Genomic DNA, 19,243 nt, shown 5'->3' on the forward strand with positions numbered 1-19,243 from the left:
ATGGACAAGCACCTGATGCGCGAGATGATCCTCGAGGCCAAGCACCAGAAAGGCGTGAGCTGGGAGTCGCTGGGCAAGGCGACGGGAATGTCGCCGGTCTTCATCTGTTCCGCCTGCCTCGGCGAGAACAGCGTGGAGAGCGAACAGGCGAAAGCGCTCGCCAGCGCGCTCGACCTGGGCGACGACATCGCCAGAACCCTCACCGAGTATCCGAACAAGGGCCAGCGCGCCGCCGAAATGATCACCGACCCGCTGGTCTACCGCCTGAACGAGGTGGTGATGGTGTACGGCGAGACACTCAAGGAAGTGATTCAGGAGAAGTTCGGCGACGGCATCATGAGCGCCATCGACTTCACCATGGATGTGGACAAGGTCGAAGACCCGAAAGGGGATCGCGTCGTACTGACGCTGAACGGCAAGTTCCTGCCCTACAAGCGCTGGTAACCCGACCGTCTCCCCCCGGCATGGTGTCGGTGTCGGGGGGAACCCTCGCCAAAATGCGTCGCCTGCGCACGCGGGTCTTGGGAATCAGCTGTCGCCCGCGGCCTTCTCAAGATCGGCCACCCGCTGCTCCAGCTCTTTCTGTGCGGTCACGTCCTTCTGGATGCCGATGTAATAGGTGAGCTGGTCGCGCTCGTTGTACACGGGTGTAATGCTGAGCTCGTTCCAGAACATGGACCCGTCCTTGCGATAGTTCCGCAACACCTGCCGCGTCGCGCGGCCATCCATGAGTGCTGCGCGGATCTCGTCCAGCGCCTCCTGATCTCGGTCGTCCGCCTGCAGGAAACGGCAGTCCTGGTACAGGATCTCGTCCGCACTGAACCCCGTGAGGCGCTCGAAAGCCGGATTGACGTAGATCAGAACGTTGTCGTCGCCTTCCTGCTCGGCAATCACGATGCCATCGTTGGATTCGTTCACCAGCATCCTGAGGAGGTCTGCCGGAATGGTCTCCAGATCATTCATGATGACGCTTCTTGTTCCCTGGTTGTCTGGCTCTGTGCCTTCGCCGAGCGTACCGACTCGAAAGCGGCGGCACCGACAATGAGTGCTCCACCGACGATTGTGCTGGACCCGGGCAATTCCGACAAGACGAGCGCCGCCAGAACCGTCGCATACACCACCTGCAGACAGTTGATCAGGCTCACCGAAACGGCGCTGTGATGGACCAGCGCATTGGCGAAGAGCGTGTGCGGCAGGGCCGTGAACACGATTCCCAGCAACACGATCAGTGCCCACTGCCCCGGCCCGAGTTCGAACGAACCGCCACCGAGAAACGGCGCCGTCAGCGCCAGCACCACCAGGACCTGATAGAACATGGCCGTCTTTCCCGGGTAGTGCCGGAACCGGTGGCGCTGGATCACGTTGCGCAGCGCGTAGGTGAAGGCCGACAGCAAGCCCCACAGCACGCCCTGGGTGGTGGCATTGTTCAGCGAGAACTCCGGCACCATGAGGTAGACCCCGGCAACAACCGCAAGCGCCCCGGCCAGATCGACCAGTCTCGGCGGCTCACCGTGGAAGAACGGCTCGATAAAGACCGTGATCACCGGGAACGTGAACAGCGCCACGATCCCGACCGCTACCGTAGAGACCTGCATGGCATGGAAGTAGGTCAGCCAGTGCACCGCGAACAAGACGCCCAGACCCAGCACGATCGCGTAGTCGCGGGAGCGGTGCAGGCGGAAATCGAACCGGGTCAGCAGGAACAGGCCCAGCAACGCCAGCCCCGCGAACAGGCTGCGCCAGACAGTGATGTCCAGCGCCGGCAGCGCAATGAGCTTGGAGAACAACGCCGTCCCGCCAAGAAGCAGAATACCGATGTGGAGCTGAATCAGACTGGACTGCCGGGTATCGAGCCGCACGTGTTCTCTCCAAAAAAAGAAGGCCGGCAACGGGCCGGCCTTGATTCGTCTGGCTGGTGACAGCCGGAGGCGTCGAGACGCCTCCGGCGCACCGGCCATTCAGAGATTCTGATCGATGAAGGCAGTCAGCTCGCTCTTGGACAGCGCCCCGACCTTGGTGGCCTGCACGTCACCGTCCTTGAACAGCATCAGGGTCGGAATGCCGCGCACACCGTACTTCGGCGCGGTCTCCTGATTCTCGTCGATGTCGACCTTCACCACCTTCAAGCGGTCGGCGTAATCCTCCGCGACCTGGTCCAGTACCGGCGCGATCATCTTGCACGGGCCGCACCACTCCGCCCAGTAGTCAACGAGCACCGGCCCGCTGGCTTTCAGCACTTCGGTGTCGAACGTACCGTCGGTGGCGTGAACGATTCGGTCTGACATGACCCCTCCATAGAAACCGGAATAAAGATTACCAATGGTACAAATTCGAGCGCAGCGGCGCCAACGCATCAGTGATGATCGCGGCGATAGACCTGCTCAATCTCCATCGCCGAAGCTGGCCATGGCCAGCCGCAGCTCCAGGGCCGCCAGCTCGCCGATCGCCCCGGTGGCGTCAGTGCCGTCGCGGTCCATGACGGAGCGCATCATGCGCCGCATGATCTCCAGGTGCGGCCCGACGGCAGCCGCCCGCTCGTCCCGCGAATGGTACAACACCCGGCGCAGGCCTGGCTCCAGATCGATCAGCAGCTCATCCAGCAGCGGATTGCCGACGATGGGAGCGCACGCCCTGGCAAATGCGAAGTTGTGCTCGTAATAGCCCTCAACGTCCCCCTGCTCCGCGCAATTCACCATGTGCTCCACCACCGTGTAGAGCGCTGGCAGATTATCCGGCGTCCACCGCTCGGCGACGGCGCGGGTGAGCGTCTGGTAGAGCGGCGTCACCGCCTCGTACAGGCAGCGGACATCCTCCGGGCCCATGTCGGTGACCAGCGCACCGCGGCGTGGCAGGATCCGTACCAGACGCCGCTTCTCGAGGACACGCAGCGCCTCGCGCAACGGCCCCCGGCTGACCCCCATGTCCCCGGCAAGCTGAACCTCCAGCAACCGACTTCCCGGCGGCAGCTCACCCCTGATGATGCGCTCGCCCAGGGATTCGGCAATGGTGACCGACAGGTTGCCCTCGCCGCCTGACGGCGAGGGGTCGGCAATGGAACGCACCGGCATCCGGCAACCTCTGGATTGACCCACAACATTGTCAACAATAATAAACCAATAAGCATTCTTGTTGACAAGGAATCATTACTTTGCAGAATTGTCGACAACAGAGCATCCGCCGATCCCCTCGGCTCAGGAGGACGACGTGGCAAAGACGACCCAACCGACTCAACCCAGTGACCGCATCGCCGTCGTGGACGGCCTGCGCACGCCCTTCGCGCGCCAGCTCACCGCCTTCAGCGATCTCAACGCCATCCAGCTTGGCACCATGACCACCACGGAGCTGCTCGCGCGGATGGATCTGGATCCGGCGCTCGTGGACCGCATCGTGTATGGCCAGGTGGGCATTCAGCCGGAAGCGCCGAATATCGCGCGGGAGGTCATGCTGGCCTCGGGCATGCTCCCGTCGACCGACGCCTACAGCGTCTCCCGGGCCTGTGCCACGAGCTTCCAGTCCACGGCAGACATTGCACAGGCGATTCAGCTCGGCGACATCGAGATCGGCATGGCGGGTGGGGCCGACTCCACGTCGGTCCTGCCGATCCAGTTCAGCAAGAAACTCTCGCGGGCATTCATCCGCACCACCAAGGCCAAGACCCTCGGCGAGAAACTGAAACTGTTCAGGGGCATCCGCCTGAAGGACCTGGCACCGAACCCACCGGCGGTGAAGGATTACTCCACGAATCTCGGCATGGGTGACATCGCCGAGCAGATGGCAAAGAACCACGGCATCACCCGCGAGGCGCAGGACGAGTTCGCACTGCGCTCCCACCAGCTCGCCGCCAGGGCGTGGGCCGACGGCAAGCTGAGCAAGGAGGTCATGCCCGCGTTCGTGCCGCCCTACAAGGGGGCGGCGCTGGAGCAGGACAACAACGTGCGCGGCGATTCGAGCATGGACAAGCTCGGCAAGCTGCGACCGGCCTTTGACCGCAACCACGGCACCGTGACCGCGGCCAACAGCACGCCGCTCACTGACGGCTCCTCGACTCTGGTACTGATGAAAGAGAGCCGCGCCCGGGAACTGGGCTATGAACCGCTGGGCTACATTCGCTCCTGGGCCTTTGCCGCCACCAACCCGTTCAATGACGCGCTCATGGGTCCCTCCTACGCGACGCCCATCGCCCTGGATCGGGCAGGTCTCAAACTCAAGGATCTGGAACTGGTGGACATGCATGAAGCGTTCGCCTCCCAGACCCTGGCGAATATAAAGAACTGGCCGTCGAAACAGTTCGCGCGGGACGTGCTGGGCCGCGACGAGGCCATCGGCGAGATCGACTGGGACCGCTTCAACGTCCTCGGCGGCTCCATCGCCTACGGCCACCCGTTCGCCGCCACCGGCGGACGGATGATCATTCAGACCCTGCACGAACTGCGCCGTCGCGGCGGCGGCACGGCATTGAACACGGCCTGCGCCGCCGGCGGCCTAGGCGCGGCCATGATCCTGGAGGTGGCGTAATGGCTACGGCGAAGGAACACCAGAGCAACGAAACGACGATCTTTCATGTCGAGCAGCGCGACGACGGCATCGCCGTGGTCACCATTGATCTGCCGGGCGAGAGCCAGAACGTACTCAGCCGGGCACTCATGGAAGAGGCCACGGCCTCCATGGACGCACTGGAGAACGACCAGTCCGTCAAGGGGATTGTCTTCATCAGTGGCAAGCCGGGCTCATTTATCGCCGGCGCCGACATCGAGATGTTGCAGGCGTGCCGCAGCGCAGAGGAAGTCACGGAGCTCTCCCGCGCCGGTCAGGCCTTTTTCGACCGCATCGCCAATCTGAACGTCCCGGTGGTGGCGGCGATCAATGGCATGTGCCTGGGCGGCGGCCTCGAGCTGGCACTGGCCTGCCACGGCCGCGTGTGCACCGACGCCGACAAGACCGCCCTGGGCGTTCCGGAAGTGATGCTCGGCCTGCTGCCGGGCAGCGGCGGCACCCAGCGGCTGCCCCGCCTCGTGGGCATCCAGGCGGCTCTGGACATGGCGCTTACCGGCAAGCAGATTCGCCCCGCCAAGGCGAAGCGCATGGGCCTGGTGGACGACGTAGTGCCCGAACCCATCCTGGAAGACGCGGCCATTCGCATGGTGCAGAAGCTCCAGGGCGGCAAGCGCAACAGCAAGCGCCGTCGAACCTGGATGGAATCGGCTCTGGAGGGCAATCCCGTCGGGCGGCGGATCGTCTTTGATCAGGCCCGCAAGCAGGCTCAGAGCAAGACCCGGGGCAATTACCCCGCGCTGCCCCGGATCATCGAGTGCATCGAGACGGGCATCAACCGCGGCATGAAGAGCGGGCTGGAACTGGAGGCCAAGCGCTTCGGCGAGCTGGCGATGACGCCGCAGGCGCGCCAGCTCATGAACATCTACTTCGCCACCACGGCGATGAAGAAGGATACCGGCACGGACGACACCTCCGCGGCACCGAGGCAGGTCGACCGGACGGCTGTTCTCGGCGCCGGGCTCATGGGTGCGGGCATCGCCTTTGTCACCACCAACAAGGCGGGCCTGCCGGTGCGGCTGAAGGACATCGCCGTGGAAGGGCTGAACAAGGGCATGCAGCACCTAAACGACCAGCTCCAGGAGAAGGTCAGTCGGCGCAGCATGACGCCATTCGAGGCCGACGTGCAGCGCAATCGCGTGACGCCCACCCTGGATTACAGCGGTTTCAGCGGCGTCGACATTGCGATCGAGGCGGTGTTCGAGGACCTGGACCTCAAGCACCGCATGGTGCAGGACATCGAAATCAACGCCAGCGAGACCACAATCTTTGCCACCAACACGTCGTCCATTCCGATCACCCGGATCGGCCAGGGCGCCGAGCGGCCACAGAACGTCATCGGCATGCATTACTTCTCGCCGGTGGAGAAGATGCCGCTGCTGGAGGTGATCGCCACCGACCAGACCGACCCGGAGGTGATCGCCACCACGGTGGACGTGGGGCGCAGACAGGGCAAGACGGTCATCGTGGTCAAGGATGGCGCCGGCTTCTACGTGAACCGCATCCTGGCGCCTTACATCAACGAGGCGTGCCACATGCTGAGCGAGGGTGTCGCCATCGACCGCATCGACGAGACCATGCTCAACTTCGGCTTCCCGGTGGGGCCATTCGCCCTGCTCGACGAGGTTGGCCTGGACGTGACCGCCAAGGTCGCGCCGATTCTCCACGACGCCTTCGGCGATCGCATGAAACCCGTGGCCGCCGCCGACGCCATGCTGGCGGACGGGCGCTACGGCAAGAAGAGCCAGAAAGGGTTCTACCAGTACGGCGGCAAGAAGAAGAAGGGCAAGAAGGCGGTGGACGAGAGCGTCTACAGCCTGCTCAAGATCGACCCGAGCAACAAGGCACGGGAGTCGGACATCATCGATCGCACACTGCTGATGATGCTCAACGAAGCCGCACGCTGCTACGACGAGGGCGTCATCCGCAGCCTGCGGGACGGCGACATCGGCGCAGTCTACGGCATCGGCTTCCCGCCGTTCCGGGGCGGGCCGTTCCGCTACATGGACGAGCGCGGCATTCCCGAGATCGTGCAGCGTCTCAAGGAGCTCCAGCAGCAGCACGGGGAGCGTTTCGCCCCGGCGGAGATCCTGGAGCGCATGGCCGCAGGCGGCGAGCGATTCCACGGGGATTGATTCAGTATCCCGAGCAATGGGTGGTGGACCTGAAGGTCCACCCTACCCCGTTTCTACCGCTTGACGGGAATCAGTCGGGCGCCCTTGAGGGCGGCTTCGACCGCGTCCCAGTCCGGTGGGGTGTCGTCGTCGGCGATGCACTCCACGCGGCTGTCGGTCCGCCAGGACGAAGCGCGGACGGATAGTGCCCCATCGGCCCGATCGAACAGAAACCAGCCGTTATCGCAGTGGAACACGCCCTTGACGCGGGCACCGGGGGCGCAGGTTCGCAGCACTTCCGCCACGTGATCCTGGTCGAAGCAGTCTCCGGGGTGAAACCGCCAGCCGCAGGCCGTGAGCCCCTGGCCACGATTCTCCTGGCGAACGTGCCTGCCGGGCTCGGGCTCGGCCTCCGGGGCCTCTTCCCTATGATCGTGGTGATGGTGCGCCTCCGGGAACAGCGCCTTGCGCCCGGGGTGGGCTCCGATATCCAGCCAGGCCGGATCGATTCGGCCGTCCCGAACCGCTTCGACCCGCGCCTTGGGCGGGAAGAGCGCGTGCGCCCATTCCTGGAACCGCTCGAGGTCGGCACGTGCGCACACATCGGTCTTGTTGGCCACCAGCACGTCGGCCAGCTCCACCTGATCACGGAATACCTCGCTGGCCATGACCTTGTCCTCGGCCAGCCGACGCGGATCCACCAAACAGACCGTGGCGCGCACATCCAGCGCCTCGCCAAGGCCGTCGCCGCGCAGGGTATCCAGCACCCTCGCCGGGTGGCCCACGCCCGTTGGCTCGATCAGCAGCCGGTCCGGCCGCGCCTCCCGCAGCAGGCGCGCCAGCGTCACCTCGAGCGGTGCGCCCATGGTGCAACACATGCAACCGCCGGGAAGCTCCCGGATGACCGCTTCACCTTTCCCTGAATCCAGTGCGGCCCCGTCCACAGCGACTTCCCCGAACTCGTTCACGAGCACGGCCCAGCGCTCACCGTCGGGTGCACGGTCCAGCAGGCTGCGCACGGCCGTGCTCTTGCCCACTCCGAGGAAACCGGTTATCACGTTGGTCGGGACATGGGATACTCTGCGCCGCGCCATAGGAAAGGCACCCCCTGATTCAGTTCGGGCGATGTCTGGTTTTGCTCATCGCAAAAACGATATAGTATAACACTTTTCAGATCACGGTCCGGAGGCCGGATGCTCGGGATTCAGGATGTTGTCTACCGTTACAGGGACGGTACCACTGTCACGCTGCCTGACTGGCACGCCGAGACCGGTGACCACTGGGCCCTGCTCGGCCCGTCCGGCAGCGGCAAGAGTACGCTCCTGAACATCCTCGGCGGCCTTCTGCGCCCCGCCAGCGGCCAGGTCATCATTGACGGCCAGCAACTCAACGCCCTGGACGAACGGGCTCTGGACCGCTTCCGGGGCCGACACATCGGCATCGTCTTCCAAACGCTGCACCTGGTGGACGCACTGAATGTGCGGAACAATCTGCTTCTGGCCCGCTACTTCGCCGGCCTACCACAGGACCGTGACCAGGTTGACGGGGTGCTGGACGCCCTGGGAATCGGCGACCTGGCAAGACGGACGCCCAACCAGCTCAGCCAGGGCCAGGCCCAGCGGGTTGCCCTCGCCAGGGCGGTGATCAATGAGCCTTCCGTGATTCTCGCAGACGAGCCCACGTCAGCCCTGGATGAAGCCAACTGCCGGCAGGTCATGGGGTTGCTCGGCAACCAGGCTCGCGCATGCGGCGCCACCCTGGTCGTGGCCACACACGACCCGCGCGTCCGGGACTACATGGACCACACCCTGGAACTGGAGGCCACCGGATGAACCTGTTTCGCCTGAGCCTCGCCTACCTGCGCCGGAACGCGCTGTCGGCCGTCCTGAACCTGCTGCTGCTGGCGCTGGGCATTGCCACCATTACCGTGCTGCTCCTGTTCAGCCACCAGATGGAGCAGCGCCTCAGCCGGGACGCCAGCGGCATCGACATGGTTGTCGGCGCCCAGGGGAGCCCGATGCAGCTGATCCTCTCCAGCGTATTCCACATCGACGCGCCCACCGGCAACATCCCGCTGGAAGATGCGCGCTGGGTGCAGGAGCACCCTTTGGTTGCCGACACCATCCCGCTCGCGCTCGGCGACAGCTACCGTGGCTTCCGGATTGTCGGCAGCGAACACAGCTACATCGGCCACTACGGCGGCACCCTGGCGGACGGCGCCCTCTGGGAGGACGACATGGAGGCGGTGCTGGGCGCTCGGGTTGCCGAACGCACCGGGCTCGGCGTCGGTGACACTTTCGTGGGCGTTCACGGCATCACCGCGGAGGGCACCGTCGGCGGCGAGGTCCACGACGATCACCCCTACACCATCACCGGCGTACTGGAACCAACCGGCAGCGTCGCCGACCGTCTGATCCACGTCAGCGTCCCCAGCGTGTGGCAGGTTCATGACCATGATCACGAGACGGGCCATGAACACGACCGGGACGCGGCGGACGACCAGGGAGCCGACGAACACGGCCATGATCAGGAACACGATCACGCCCACGGCGACGAAGATCGGGAGCTGACCGCACTTCTGGTGCAGTACCAGTCACCCCTTGCCGCCGTGACGCTGCCCCGTGCGGTCAACAATCGCGGGCAACTCCAGGCCGCGGCGCCCGCTTACCAGACCGCACGGCTCATGCAACTCATGGGCGTGGGCATGGATACGCTGCGCGCATTCGGCTGGATTCTGGTCGCTGCCGCCGGCCTTGGCGTTTTCATCGGGCTTTACAATGCCCTCAAGTACCGGCGCTACGATCTGGCCCTGATGCGCGCACTGGGGGCATCACGAGGCAGACTGGTGAGCCACGTGCTGATCGAGGCGACCCTGCTGGCACTGCTGGGTGCACTGCTCGGGCTGGCCCTAGGCCACGTGGCGGCGGAGATCATCGGTCAGACGTTCCGCCAGACCCAGCAACTCAACATCACGGGCACCGTGTTCCTGGTTCAGGAGCTGTGGCTGGTGGCACTGGCGGTCGGCGTAGGCATAATGGCCGCACTGATCCCGGCCATCCAGGCGTATCGCACGGATATCGCCGAAATCCTCGGCCGTGGACGGTAGCCGCAAAGTGAGAGGATTGACCATGACAGCGCGTCTGCCCCTGCTTGCCGCCTTCGCTGCGTGCGTCGCCCTCGCCCTTGCCGCTTGTGGCTCGGACGAGCCGGAGGTGGACACCGGCAGCGAGGCCCCTGCCGTCGCATCCGGCGAAGGCGGTGGGCAGGATAATATCCGCATCTACATGTCCGGCATGGACGAATTCGGTGAAGTTGCCGGCCTGACCACATCCAGCGACGACGTGCTGGAGCTCACCCTTGCGCTGCATGACGACGACGGCGCACCGATGACCGACAAAACCCTGGAAGTCAGCTCGCTGGTGGGCAACGAACTCAGCGACAGCACACTGCTCACCAACGCCGACGGCCAGGCCGAACTCCGCCTGCGGCCGGCCCTGCCTGGTCAGGACACGCTCACCATCACGGGTGGCGGCGCCAGCCGGCAGCTGTCGGTCTACGTCGCCGACGAATCCTACGGCCATCCTCTCGAACCCATGGAAGAGCGTGCCCAGGACCTGCCCGAGGTGGACGGCGCGGTGTCCTGGGATCTGATCAGCAGCGTTGAAACCCGGGAAGGCGCCAGCGGCATGCTGGAGCCGCTGTTCGACGATGACATCCGTGCTCTGGACGGCGAACAAGTCAAACTGCAGGGATTCATGATGCCGCTCGACAACAGTGAGCGGCAGCGGCACTTCCTGGTGAGCCGGACGCCGCCGAGCTGTTTCTTCTGCCTGCCCGGCGGCCCTGAAACCGTTGTGGAGGTGGAACTGGAGGAGCCTCTGGCATTCACTTTCGACCCCATTCTCCTCTCGGGCCGCATGCGGCTGATGGAAAACAGCGACATGGGGCTGTTCTACCGTCTGGACGACGCCGAACTTCAGCAGGACTGATGTGATGCGGTCAGCGCCCGAGCGAGGCGCTGACCACTGAGACAGGCTCCCTCGACCCGGTCGCCGTTGCACCAGTCGCCACAGGCTGCGAGCCCCGATTCCGTGTCCAGCAGATAGCCGTCCGTCAACGGCTCCACGCACTGACTGTAACGCCAGCGGTGTACGCTGAGCACCTCGGGAGACGCGCTCAGCCCCAGGGTATCGGCAAGCGCCGCGGCCAGCTCGGGAGCGACGTCATCCGGCTCCATGACCATCCGCGCATCAGACCAACCCCCGCTGCCATGAGCGACCCAGATGCCACTGTTGCCACGCCCGGGCTTGCTCCCGTCCCGCGCGACCCAGCGCAGCGGATGCTCCATCACGAACGCCGCATCAAACGCGGGGGCAGGCTCCAGCCCCCGGAACACCGCAGCCCAGCAGCTCTGCATACGGGCGCTGCGGGCTGCAGCCGCCAGCGACGGCACATGCGGCCGCAGGAGTGGTTCGGCCTGGGGAGGGGGCACCGCCAGGACCACCTGGTCGACTTCATCCAGTCGACCACCCTCGTCGGTATCCAGCTGCCAACCGGCTCCTCCTCTGCGTAGCCCGGTGACGCGCGTCTGCGGCCGAACGTCCAGATCGCTCGCCAGCCAGCGGGTAATCGCGCTCATCCGCGGCACGCCCACCCAGCGGCGCTGACCATCTGCCACATCCCGGTTGTCGGCCCCGTGGAGCCTGACAAGCCGCCCATGCCAGGGCGCCGCCACGCCGGCCTCCTGCCATTCGGCGACCGATTCCACGAATTCCGGATCACGGGCCGTGAAGTACTGGGCGCCGAGGTCGCCTTGCCAGTCATCGCGACGGCGTGTCGTAAGCCGCCCCCCCGGGCCGCGGGACTTCTCCAGCACCGTCACATCGACCCCGGCCGTGTGCAGCAAACGGGCGCAGGACAAACCGGCGAGGCCGGCACCAACCACAACAACACGCATGTTCAGACTCCTGTGGGCGATTCCATCGCAGCGGCCGTTTCCGGCGGACGGGCTGATCCCGCAAGACCGGACGGTCGGTCCCATCATACTTTCGTGAACCCCATCGCAGCAGCCCCCGACCCGATTGTTTACCGTCGATGCACCAGACCGCCTCTTCAATAGAGGCATGCGGGACCATTGGCCGGGGCTCGCTCCGCCGTCAGCTCGTCAACCCTTCTATCCGCCGAGCAGGACAACGTCATGACACCTATCGCCACGTTTCTCGCCGCCACCTCCGCCATGTTGCTGGTGAGCCTGATCGCGATCCTCGTCTGGAGTCTCGGCCGTGAACAGCACTACGAGAGGCAGCTGCGTGAGAAGCAGGACGAGTATGCCGAGGCACTCCGTCGCCAGGGCGAGCTGACGGCGGAAGTCTCCAAACTGCAGGGCGAGCAGACCAAGGCGGCACAACGCGCAAAACGCATGGAAAGCCTGTACAAGGAACGCGGGGAACTGATCCGGGAGCTGGGTCTGGATCCGGCGGCACTCGAGCGCGGGCTGGCAGGGCTACATGGCATCAACGCATTCAGCCGGATCCGTGTGGGCATTTCCCTGTCCGCCACGCTCAATCGGCTGACATTACAGGAGTTCTGCCTGGCCACGGGCGGCCAGCCGGAGAAGCTGTTCCAGCAGATGAACACCCGGCTGGCACAGGGCCACGGCGGATATCAGCAGGATCACCACTCCCGTGAGCTGGTCGCCGACATGATCGACGACAACCGCATCATGCAGCCGGTGAACCCGATCACGGAAGACGAACAGATGGTGACCTGACGCGTCCGGGTCATCCGACAGCCGCCGGCCCGGGCCGGCCCACGCCCTGAACCTCCCTCCCTTCCGGCAACCCGCGGGGATCAGCCGTGTCTCGCCCGCGGCCAAGGCCTGCTAGACTCCACGGCTGCTCACACAACAATAATCGGGGCCCTCATGAAACGGATTCTGCTTGCCACCTCTGTCGCCGTGCTCGCCTACCTCCTGTTCTGGCCGGTTCCCATCGACCCGGTCGCATGGAACGCCCCCGAGGCGCCGGAGCTCGCCGGGCCGTACGCCACCAACGACCGGCTCGCGGGCGTGGAGCGCATAGGCGAGACGGTGGGCGTTGGCCCGGAGGAAGTCATCACCGATGACGATGGGCGCCTCTACACCGGCTACGAGGACGGCCGTATCGTTCGGCTGGACGCCGACGGCGGCAACCCCAAGGTCATTGCCGACACGGGCGGGCGGCCCTTCGGCATGGCGTTCGATGGGAACGACGACCTGATCGTGGCCGACGGCTACGAGGGATTGCTCCGCGTCACCCTGGATGGCGATATCGAGGTACTCACGACTGAGGCCGACGGCGTCCCGTTCAAGTTCACCAACAACCTCGACATCGCATCCGACGGCACTATCTACTTCAGCGACGCCTCCAGCAAGTTCGGACCGGCAATGAAGGCCCGGGATGACGTCTTCGAGCACGGGGGCCACGGCCGTCTGCTCGCCTTCGACCCGGAGACCGGCGACACCACGGTGCTCATGGACGGTCTCCAGTTCGCCAACGGTGTTGCGCTGGCGCCGGATGAAGCGTCCGTGCTGGTGGCGGAGACAGGCCGTTACACCATCGTACGCTATTGGCTGGACGGCGATCGTGCCGGTGAGGACGAACTGTTCTACGAAAACCTGCCCGGCATTCCCGACAACCTCAGCAGCAACGGCGACGACACCTACTGGCTGGCGCTGTTCGCACCGCGCAATGCGGCTCTGGACGCCATGTCGGAATACCCCTTTCTGCGCCGGATGGCCTTCCGCCTGCCCGAAGTCCTCCAGCCCCAGCCCGCCGCCCACGCTTTTGTGCTCGGGCTGTCGCTGGACGGCGAGGTCACCCACAACCTGCAGGACACGGGCGAAGACAGCTTTCATCCGGTCACGGGCGCCGTGGAGGTCAACGGCACGCTGTATCTCGGCAGTCTCGAAGAGGGAGCCATCGGTGTGATCGATGTCCCCGCTCCCACCGATTAACAGGAAGCCCTGCCGGGCACAGCCCGGAACCGGTCGCCTACGCCCCTGCGTGCTACGCTTAGGGGTCCGGGGGCGCTTTTGCCTCCGTGGCACCACTCACCCTGCGAGAGCGACCGTTCATGACTGAAAAAGATCCCAACAAGGGCTACGTCGCCATCCTCGGATGGAGCATCAACTGCATCGACGCCCTTGAGCGCTTTGACCGCCGCTACGTCATTGTCGCCCCGGAATGGGCTTCCGATTATGCCAAGGAGCACAACATCCCGTTCATACCCTGGGATTTTGAACGGCTGAACGACCGATCCATGGAGATCGCCGAACGCCTGAAGGACGAAGGCGTGGACGTGGCAATCCCCTTGTTCGAGGAGACCGTGGAATGGGCCGGTGCCGTCAACGCCGTGCTCATGGGCAATCCGCGCCTGCACGGCCAGGCGGTGCTGTTCCGAGACAAGGCCCTGATGAAACGCCGGGCACAGCTCGGCGGTATCCGCGTCGGCATCTTCGAGGAAGCCCACGACAAGGAGGATGTGGTGCGGTTCCTGAAGCGGGTCAATCAGACGCTGCTCAAACTCGACGGCGACCCGGATGATCCCATCCACCTGAAAGCCTTCGACAAGGCCGGCTGCCTCGGTCACCGCGTCATCCGGCACCCGGACGAGATCGACACCATCCCGGACGAAGAGTACCCGCTGCTCATGGAGAGCCACCTGGATGGCTGGGAGTTTGCGGTGGAGGCGTGGATCCAGAACGGCAAGATTCGCTTTCTGAACATCTCCGAGTACGTGACCCTGGGCTACTCCGTGTTCGTGCCGGCCACGCCGGAGCTGGAGAGCTGGCGCAACCTGATCACCAAGGAAATCGAGAAGCTGATCAAGACGTTCGACATCGAGTTCGGCTTCATTCACCCGGAGTACTTCGTCACCAGCGACGGCACCATGTACTTCGGTGAAGTGGCGTACCGGCCGCCGGGGTTCAAGGTGTTCGAGCTGCTGGAGCGCGCTTACGGATTCAACGCCTATCAGGGCATGGTGCTGTGCTTCGACCCGAAGACCACCGAGGACGAAATCGAGGCGTTCTTCCCGAAGGAGGTGGTGGACGCCAAGGGCCACGCCGGGTGCTTCGGCGTGTATCCGCGGCGGCGCGTGGTCTCGAAGCTGGAGATCCCGGAAGAGACGGAGAACCACGAGTACTTCGAATACCACGAGCTCACCCCGCCGCTGGAGGAGACGGTTACCAAACGCACCGCCTTCGGAACGCACTGGGGTCTGGTGTATTTCTTCGGGGACAACCCGCACAAGCTGCGGGACCTGCTCAAGCACCAGGAAGAACTGGACTTCTACGTTTGATCTGTTGATCGCGCGGGCTCCCCGATGGGGGAGCCCGTTCGAGTCATGCGTGCGACATCTCCATAACGATCAGCATCGCCCCGCAGCCCAGCTGTCCCGGGCCATGGTGGCGATCCGATCCAGTGCGCCCTCCGGCAGTTCGGCGTCGGCCGCTTCATCCCGTGGATCGTAGTGGAAAATGTACAGTCGTGAGACGAACTGCTCGAACAGCAGCGACGATTCGCCGTGGCGCTCCCCCGCCCCCTCCGTTGAGACGACAACCCCCTGCCCCCAGTCCTGGGTACTGTCGTTGTTCGGATTGACGAAATACACCCGCATCTCGCCTTCCGGATCAAAACCAACGCGCTCGATGGCAATGGCATGCCAGCCCACGAACTGACCCGTGGTATCCGTGACTGCAACCCCGGCGGGCTGCGAGTGAATCACCGGGTTGTTGCCATTGCACAAGGGGTGATAGCAGGCGTAGAAGCGCTGCACGAACCCATCAAAGTTCACCAGCATGCCCGTGGCGACATCCACCACGATGGCAAACCCGCGCCCGACCCACCAGCCGTGGAACTCCGGATTCACCCACTTGTGGAAATCCTCTCCGCGCGCCGCACACAGCCGCGCCATCTCGTTATAGAGCGCATCCAGGTGAGGAACGGTCACGGCCGACACCGGGTCTACATCGAACAACGGCACCAGCGGTCGTTCCGCGTTGAGTGCCGCCGAGGACAAGGCCTTGCCCTCGAAGTGCGCGCTGACGTCATTATCGCGGGCCGCCCACGCCACCACCTGCAACAGATAATCAGGGTCATTGCTGGACCACATGGACAGCGCGCGGGCCGACTGGCAGGTAGGATTGTTGCCCTGACCGATTCCCCGGGGGCAGCCCAGCATATTGATCACCCCGGCCAGCAACCGCACGCGGGCGGTCGGATGTGAATCCACGTCGAACACCCCCAGCAACTGCCTGGCCTCCGGGGATACTTCCAGATGAATCTGCCGCCACAGCGCCGGTGGAATCGGGCCGCTGTAGAGTACGCCGCGCTCCAGCAGCCCCGCCAACCCGTAGACCGCCTGGGCCGTTTCCGGCCAGAGCGCCTCGCGGATCAGCTCATGCACCAGTTCGCTGTAACACGCCAGCGCGTCGATGCCGGTGCTGCTCAGACCGAGCGTCGAGGGAAGCAGATCCGGCGCCTCGTTCAACGCATGGCGCAGGAACACCGGGTGATACGGGGACACGAGACCGGTGTCGTGCATGGCCCGCCCGAATCCAAGCGCCTCGTTGCGCAACGCCTGTTCATCCATCCCGGCCAGCCGCTCGCGGTAGACATCGACCCCCGGATCCTCTTGGCACCCACGCGTCGGGCCATACAGCGCACTGATAAGACGCTCTGCTCCACGGGCCTTGGCCGCCGGAACGCCCTGCTCATCGCTGTGCAGATACGCGGCAACGCTATTGATCATCTGCTGAACTGGGCTGGTCTCGATGGGACGCTGGGCGAGGATGCGCCAGATCTCGCTGATCAACTCCTCGATGACCTCTCCGAAGCCCACGTTCTCCGCAACAAACCGCTGGTGCCGCTGCACCAGATCGGCATTGCGGCCCATCCGCACGCGCTCGGACTCGTCGAGTTGCCCGAAGACGAGCCGCAGATTCAGGGCCAGCACACGTGCCAGGAACTGCCGGGCATCCTCCGGAGACATGCCCGCAACAGCGAGCTCCTCCCGCGCCACGGCCACGAGACGCAGCTCACTCAGGCATTCCAGCACCAGCGTGTGATCCTGGCTGAGTTTGAGCGTATTGGCGGCCATGGAAGGCTGCAGCGTCTCGGGGGCCTCCCAGTCACTGCCGGTGAATATCCCTGCCGCCTCCAGCGCACCGATGCGTTCGTAGACAACCTCCACACCGCCGGTGACGGCCAACAGCTTGCGTGCCGCCTGTAGCACGCCGGAACTCTGTGTGAACTTGGCGAAGGTATTGGCCTGAGCGAGCCGAGCCACGGCGTCGTCAAGCCGTTGGGCCAGTCGCTCCAGCTGCGCCGTGCGTTCGACGGTTTCGTCGGTCATGGTTACTCCATCGCGGGCCGGTCGCGACACTGCGACCCTGCCTCCTCGTCATGGTGGCGTCTGGCCCCGCGGTTGTCTACGCGTTGCCAGGGCAATTACAGGAGATTGCGGCGGATGGAACACACCACGTTGTGAGAGTGCACGCGCTGATCCCCCTCGTAGCCATCCATCTCGGCACGCAGGTGAAAGTAATCCCGATCCGACGTAAGTACCGTGCGCGTTCGCACGGAAACAGCCCAGTCTCCACGGCTCATCCCCCGCACGGACTCGGTTTCGCCGCGCACGGAGTCGTAGTCGTTGCCGGTGTGGCTGTACCACTCGGTTGTACGGATATGCATGCCCAGCTGCAGTTGATCGAAGATGAACTCGCCTTCGTCCTTCTTCACTTCCAGGGTCGAGCGATTGGCGGCAAGGTCGCGAGTGACGGTCCAGCCGTAATCCCGCGGGCGAATCAAGGTGGTCGGCGACGCCGGGGCGCCGCGCGCCGGCCCCGGATCCCGGATAGCGTCATCGCTGGCCCTGGGAGCCCGCACCGGCAGTTCCAGCGCGCTGTCTCCGGTATCCACCGTAAGTCGCGGCGATTCCGGTGATGGCCACGCCACGGGCCAGTAGGACGTGGACACGGACACCCGCAGGCGGTGACCGGCGGGAAACCGCTCGGCCACGTCGTTGAGCTGCACGCGCACGTCATAGAACGTGCCCGGTTCGAGGGGCTGCGGATCGTCGTGGCCGTCGCGGTGCGTGAGGTTCAGCAGCCCGTAGGTGACCCGTGTGGCCTCGTCGTTGCGCGCCACGTCTGACAACCGCACCACCACCATGGCAACCGGCCGGTCCGCGGCGATACGCAAGGTCACCACAGGCGCGCCAAGAATCTCCAGCGGCTCGTTCAGCGGATCGCTGTCGAACACCATGGAGCCGCCGTCCTCCTCGCGTTGGTCGTGGGGCAGATCCGGCGTTGCGGTGAACGAACACCAGCGCCCGGCAAACAGCCCGACGGATAGGGGTGACTGCACGGACAACCGGCCGCTCTCCTCGGCGCTGCCGGGGCCGCCCACCTGACCTTTCTGCAAGGGTCGCGTCCAGGTGGACACTCCGGAAGAGGGCCAGGACTGCTCCCCGACCCAGCGCCCCGGGCGCGTGTGCAGGTTGGTGTCCGGGCGCACGCTCTCCTGCATCCAGGCTCGCAGCATGGGCTCGGCCTCGACGCCCGTCTCGATATCCTTGAGCCAGCGGTCCCACCACCGCAGCGCCTCGGTGAGGAAGTCGATGGCCGGCCCGGGCTGGCCCTGATGAGGATACTTGTGCCCCCAGGGACCGATCAGGCCCATCCGCGGGCCACTGAGGTTCTCCAGCAGCCGGAACACGGCGTTGGAGTAGCCGTCCGCCCACCCGGACACGGCCATGACCGGGGCCTGGACCCGTTCGTAGTGCTCGTTGATGGAACCGTGCCGCCAGTAGTCGTCACGGTGCTGGTGATTCAGCCACTCCTCCAGCCAGTAGCCACTGCCCTCCATGCGGGCATGCCACATCGCGCGCCAGCGGTCTCCCACAACAGCCGGATCCGGCGGCAAGGCAGTGTGGCTGTACATGGTGGACGCCCAGGAGAGATTATCCGCCAGCAGGCACCCCCCCATGTAATGGATGTCGTCGGTATAGCGGTCATCGGTGGAGCAGACGGTGATCACCGCGCCCAGCTCGGGCGGACGGCGGGCGGCCAGCTGCAGGCCGTTGAAGCCGCCCCAGGAGATGCCGATCATGCCGATACGGCCGTTGCACCACGCCTGCTCACCGATCCAGCGCAGCATGTGCTCGCCGTCGTCCAGCTCGCGGGGCAGGTATTCGTCCACCAGCAATCCGTCGGACTCACCGCTGCCGCGCAGATCCACACGCAGGCAGGCGTAGCCATGGCCGGCAAACCACGCGTGGGTGACGTCGTCCCGCAGGCGCGTGAACTCCCGCTTTCGGTACGGGATGTATTCCACGATGGCCGGCACGGGATCGTCATCCGCGCCTTCAGGAATCCAGGCCCGCGCTGCCAGGCGCGTGCCATCCGGCATGGGAATCCAGAGGTTCTCGATACTGCGAACCCGATAGGGAAACGTCGTTACTGTCTGCAATCCACCCCCTCCGTGCCACTGGCGCACAAGACACCATCATAGCCCAGTAGCACTGGAGGAGCGCAG

The 19,243-nt window shown here is 64.9% G+C and carries 17 protein-coding genes; 9 read left to right on the forward strand and 8 right to left on the reverse strand.

What is annotated here, in order from left to right; translation table 11 throughout:
* The gene (cynS, locus tag ACNSTU_RS04735) at window positions 1-444 is read left to right on the forward strand and encodes a cyanase (protein ID WP_290637414.1); all 444 of its coding nucleotides are present in this window, start codon (window positions 1-3) and stop codon (window positions 442-444) included.
* A gap of 84 nt (window positions 445-528) precedes the next feature.
* On the opposite strand, the gene ACNSTU_RS04740 is transcribed toward cynS, so the two are convergent.
* The 4 genes from ACNSTU_RS04740 to ACNSTU_RS04755 form a co-directional block, all read right to left on the reverse strand.
* On the reverse strand, window positions 529-963 hold the full coding sequence (locus ACNSTU_RS04740) for a PAS domain S-box protein (protein WP_290634789.1): 435 nt from the start codon (window positions 961-963) through the stop codon (window positions 529-531).
* Window positions 960-1,859: a DMT family transporter gene (locus ACNSTU_RS04745; RefSeq protein WP_290637397.1), complete on the reverse strand. Its 900-nt coding sequence runs from the start codon at window positions 1,857-1,859 to the stop codon at window positions 960-962. The genes ACNSTU_RS04740 and ACNSTU_RS04745 overlap by 4 nt, the downstream gene beginning before the upstream one ends.
* Before the next feature lie 99 nt (window positions 1,860-1,958).
* The gene (gene trxA, locus ACNSTU_RS04750; protein ID WP_290634785.1) at window positions 1,959-2,285 is read right to left on the reverse strand and encodes a thioredoxin TrxA; all 327 of its coding nucleotides are present in this window, start codon (window positions 2,283-2,285) and stop codon (window positions 1,959-1,961) included.
* Window positions 2,286-2,381: 96 nt separating this feature from the next.
* Entirely contained in the window at window positions 2,382-3,068 is a 687-nt protein-coding gene (locus ACNSTU_RS04755) for a GntR family transcriptional regulator (RefSeq protein WP_290634783.1), read from the reverse strand.
* Window positions 3,069-3,204: 136 nt separating this feature from the next.
* Here ACNSTU_RS04755 and fadI point away from each other — a divergent pair, with 136 nt between their 5' ends.
* Window positions 3,205-4,515, forward strand: a complete 1,311-nt coding sequence (fadI, locus tag ACNSTU_RS04760; RefSeq protein WP_290637399.1) for an acetyl-CoA C-acyltransferase FadI — start codon at window positions 3,205-3,207, stop codon at window positions 4,513-4,515.
* Complete coding sequence (fadJ, locus tag ACNSTU_RS04765; protein ID WP_290634779.1) at window positions 4,515-6,686, forward strand: fatty acid oxidation complex subunit alpha FadJ; 2,172 nt, start codon at window positions 4,515-4,517, stop codon at window positions 6,684-6,686. The genes fadI and fadJ overlap by 1 nt, the downstream gene beginning before the upstream one ends.
* Window positions 6,687-6,739: 53 nt before the next feature.
* Here the strand turns inward: fadJ and ACNSTU_RS04770 are convergent, their stop codons facing one another.
* Window positions 6,740-7,759, reverse strand: coding sequence for a CobW family GTP-binding protein (locus tag ACNSTU_RS04770; RefSeq protein ID WP_290634777.1), 1,020 nt, complete (start codon window positions 7,757-7,759; stop codon window positions 6,740-6,742).
* Between the two features lie 99 nt (window positions 7,760-7,858).
* Between ACNSTU_RS04770 and ACNSTU_RS04775 the strand changes: the two genes are divergently transcribed.
* The 3 genes from ACNSTU_RS04775 to ACNSTU_RS04785 are packed head-to-tail and all read left to right on the forward strand — an operon-like array spanning window position 7,859 to window position 10,654.
* Window positions 7,859-8,497 (forward strand): ABC transporter ATP-binding protein, encoded by a 639-nt coding sequence (locus ACNSTU_RS04775; RefSeq protein ID WP_290634775.1) that lies wholly within the window; start codon window positions 7,859-7,861, stop codon window positions 8,495-8,497.
* Window positions 8,494-9,771, forward strand: coding sequence for an ABC transporter permease (locus ACNSTU_RS04780; RefSeq protein ID WP_290634773.1), 1,278 nt, complete (start codon window positions 8,494-8,496; stop codon window positions 9,769-9,771). Before ACNSTU_RS04775 ends, ACNSTU_RS04780 begins: the two co-directional genes overlap by 4 nt.
* A gap of 22 nt (window positions 9,772-9,793) precedes the next feature.
* Window positions 9,794-10,654 carry a DUF3299 domain-containing protein gene (locus tag ACNSTU_RS04785; RefSeq protein ID WP_290634771.1) on the forward strand — a complete coding sequence of 287 codons (861 nt, stop codon included), beginning with the start codon at window positions 9,794-9,796 and terminating at the stop codon, window positions 10,652-10,654.
* On the opposite strand, the gene ACNSTU_RS04790 is transcribed toward ACNSTU_RS04785, so the two are convergent.
* On the reverse strand, window positions 10,642-11,622 hold the full coding sequence (locus tag ACNSTU_RS04790; protein WP_418212137.1) for an NAD(P)/FAD-dependent oxidoreductase: 981 nt from the start codon (window positions 11,620-11,622) through the stop codon (window positions 10,642-10,644). The genes ACNSTU_RS04785 and ACNSTU_RS04790 overlap by 13 nt on opposite strands.
* Before the next feature lie 240 nt (window positions 11,623-11,862).
* Here ACNSTU_RS04790 and ACNSTU_RS04795 point away from each other — a divergent pair, with 240 nt between their 5' ends.
* The 3 genes from ACNSTU_RS04795 (at window position 11,863) to ACNSTU_RS04805 (ending at window position 15,005) form a co-directional block, all read left to right on the forward strand.
* Window positions 11,863-12,435, forward strand: a complete 573-nt coding sequence (locus ACNSTU_RS04795) for a hypothetical protein (protein WP_290634767.1) — start codon at window positions 11,863-11,865, stop codon at window positions 12,433-12,435.
* Between the two features lie 153 nt (window positions 12,436-12,588).
* Window positions 12,589-13,659, forward strand: coding sequence for an SMP-30/gluconolactonase/LRE family protein (locus ACNSTU_RS04800; protein ID WP_290634765.1), 1,071 nt, complete (start codon window positions 12,589-12,591; stop codon window positions 13,657-13,659).
* Between the two features lie 119 nt (window positions 13,660-13,778).
* The gene (locus ACNSTU_RS04805; protein ID WP_290634763.1) at window positions 13,779-15,005 is read left to right on the forward strand and encodes an ATP-grasp domain-containing protein; all 1,227 of its coding nucleotides are present in this window, start codon (window positions 13,779-13,781) and stop codon (window positions 15,003-15,005) included.
* A gap of 69 nt (window positions 15,006-15,074) precedes the next feature.
* Here the strand turns inward: ACNSTU_RS04805 and ACNSTU_RS04810 are convergent, their stop codons facing one another.
* Both ACNSTU_RS04810 and ACNSTU_RS04815 read right to left on the reverse strand, forming a co-directional pair.
* Window positions 15,075-17,060, reverse strand: coding sequence for a hypothetical protein (locus tag ACNSTU_RS04810; protein ID WP_290634761.1), 1,986 nt, complete (start codon window positions 17,058-17,060; stop codon window positions 15,075-15,077).
* Between the two features lie 95 nt (window positions 17,061-17,155).
* Window positions 17,156-19,177, reverse strand: coding sequence for a CocE/NonD family hydrolase (locus tag ACNSTU_RS04815; protein WP_418212138.1), 2,022 nt, complete (start codon window positions 19,175-19,177; stop codon window positions 17,156-17,158).
* Between the last annotated feature and the right edge of the window lie 66 nt (window positions 19,178-19,243).

This window comes from Aquisalimonas sp. APHAB1-3 (assembly GCF_048323695.1).
In the GTDB taxonomy this organism is placed as follows: Bacteria; Pseudomonadota; Gammaproteobacteria; order Nitrococcales; family Aquisalimonadaceae; genus Aquisalimonas.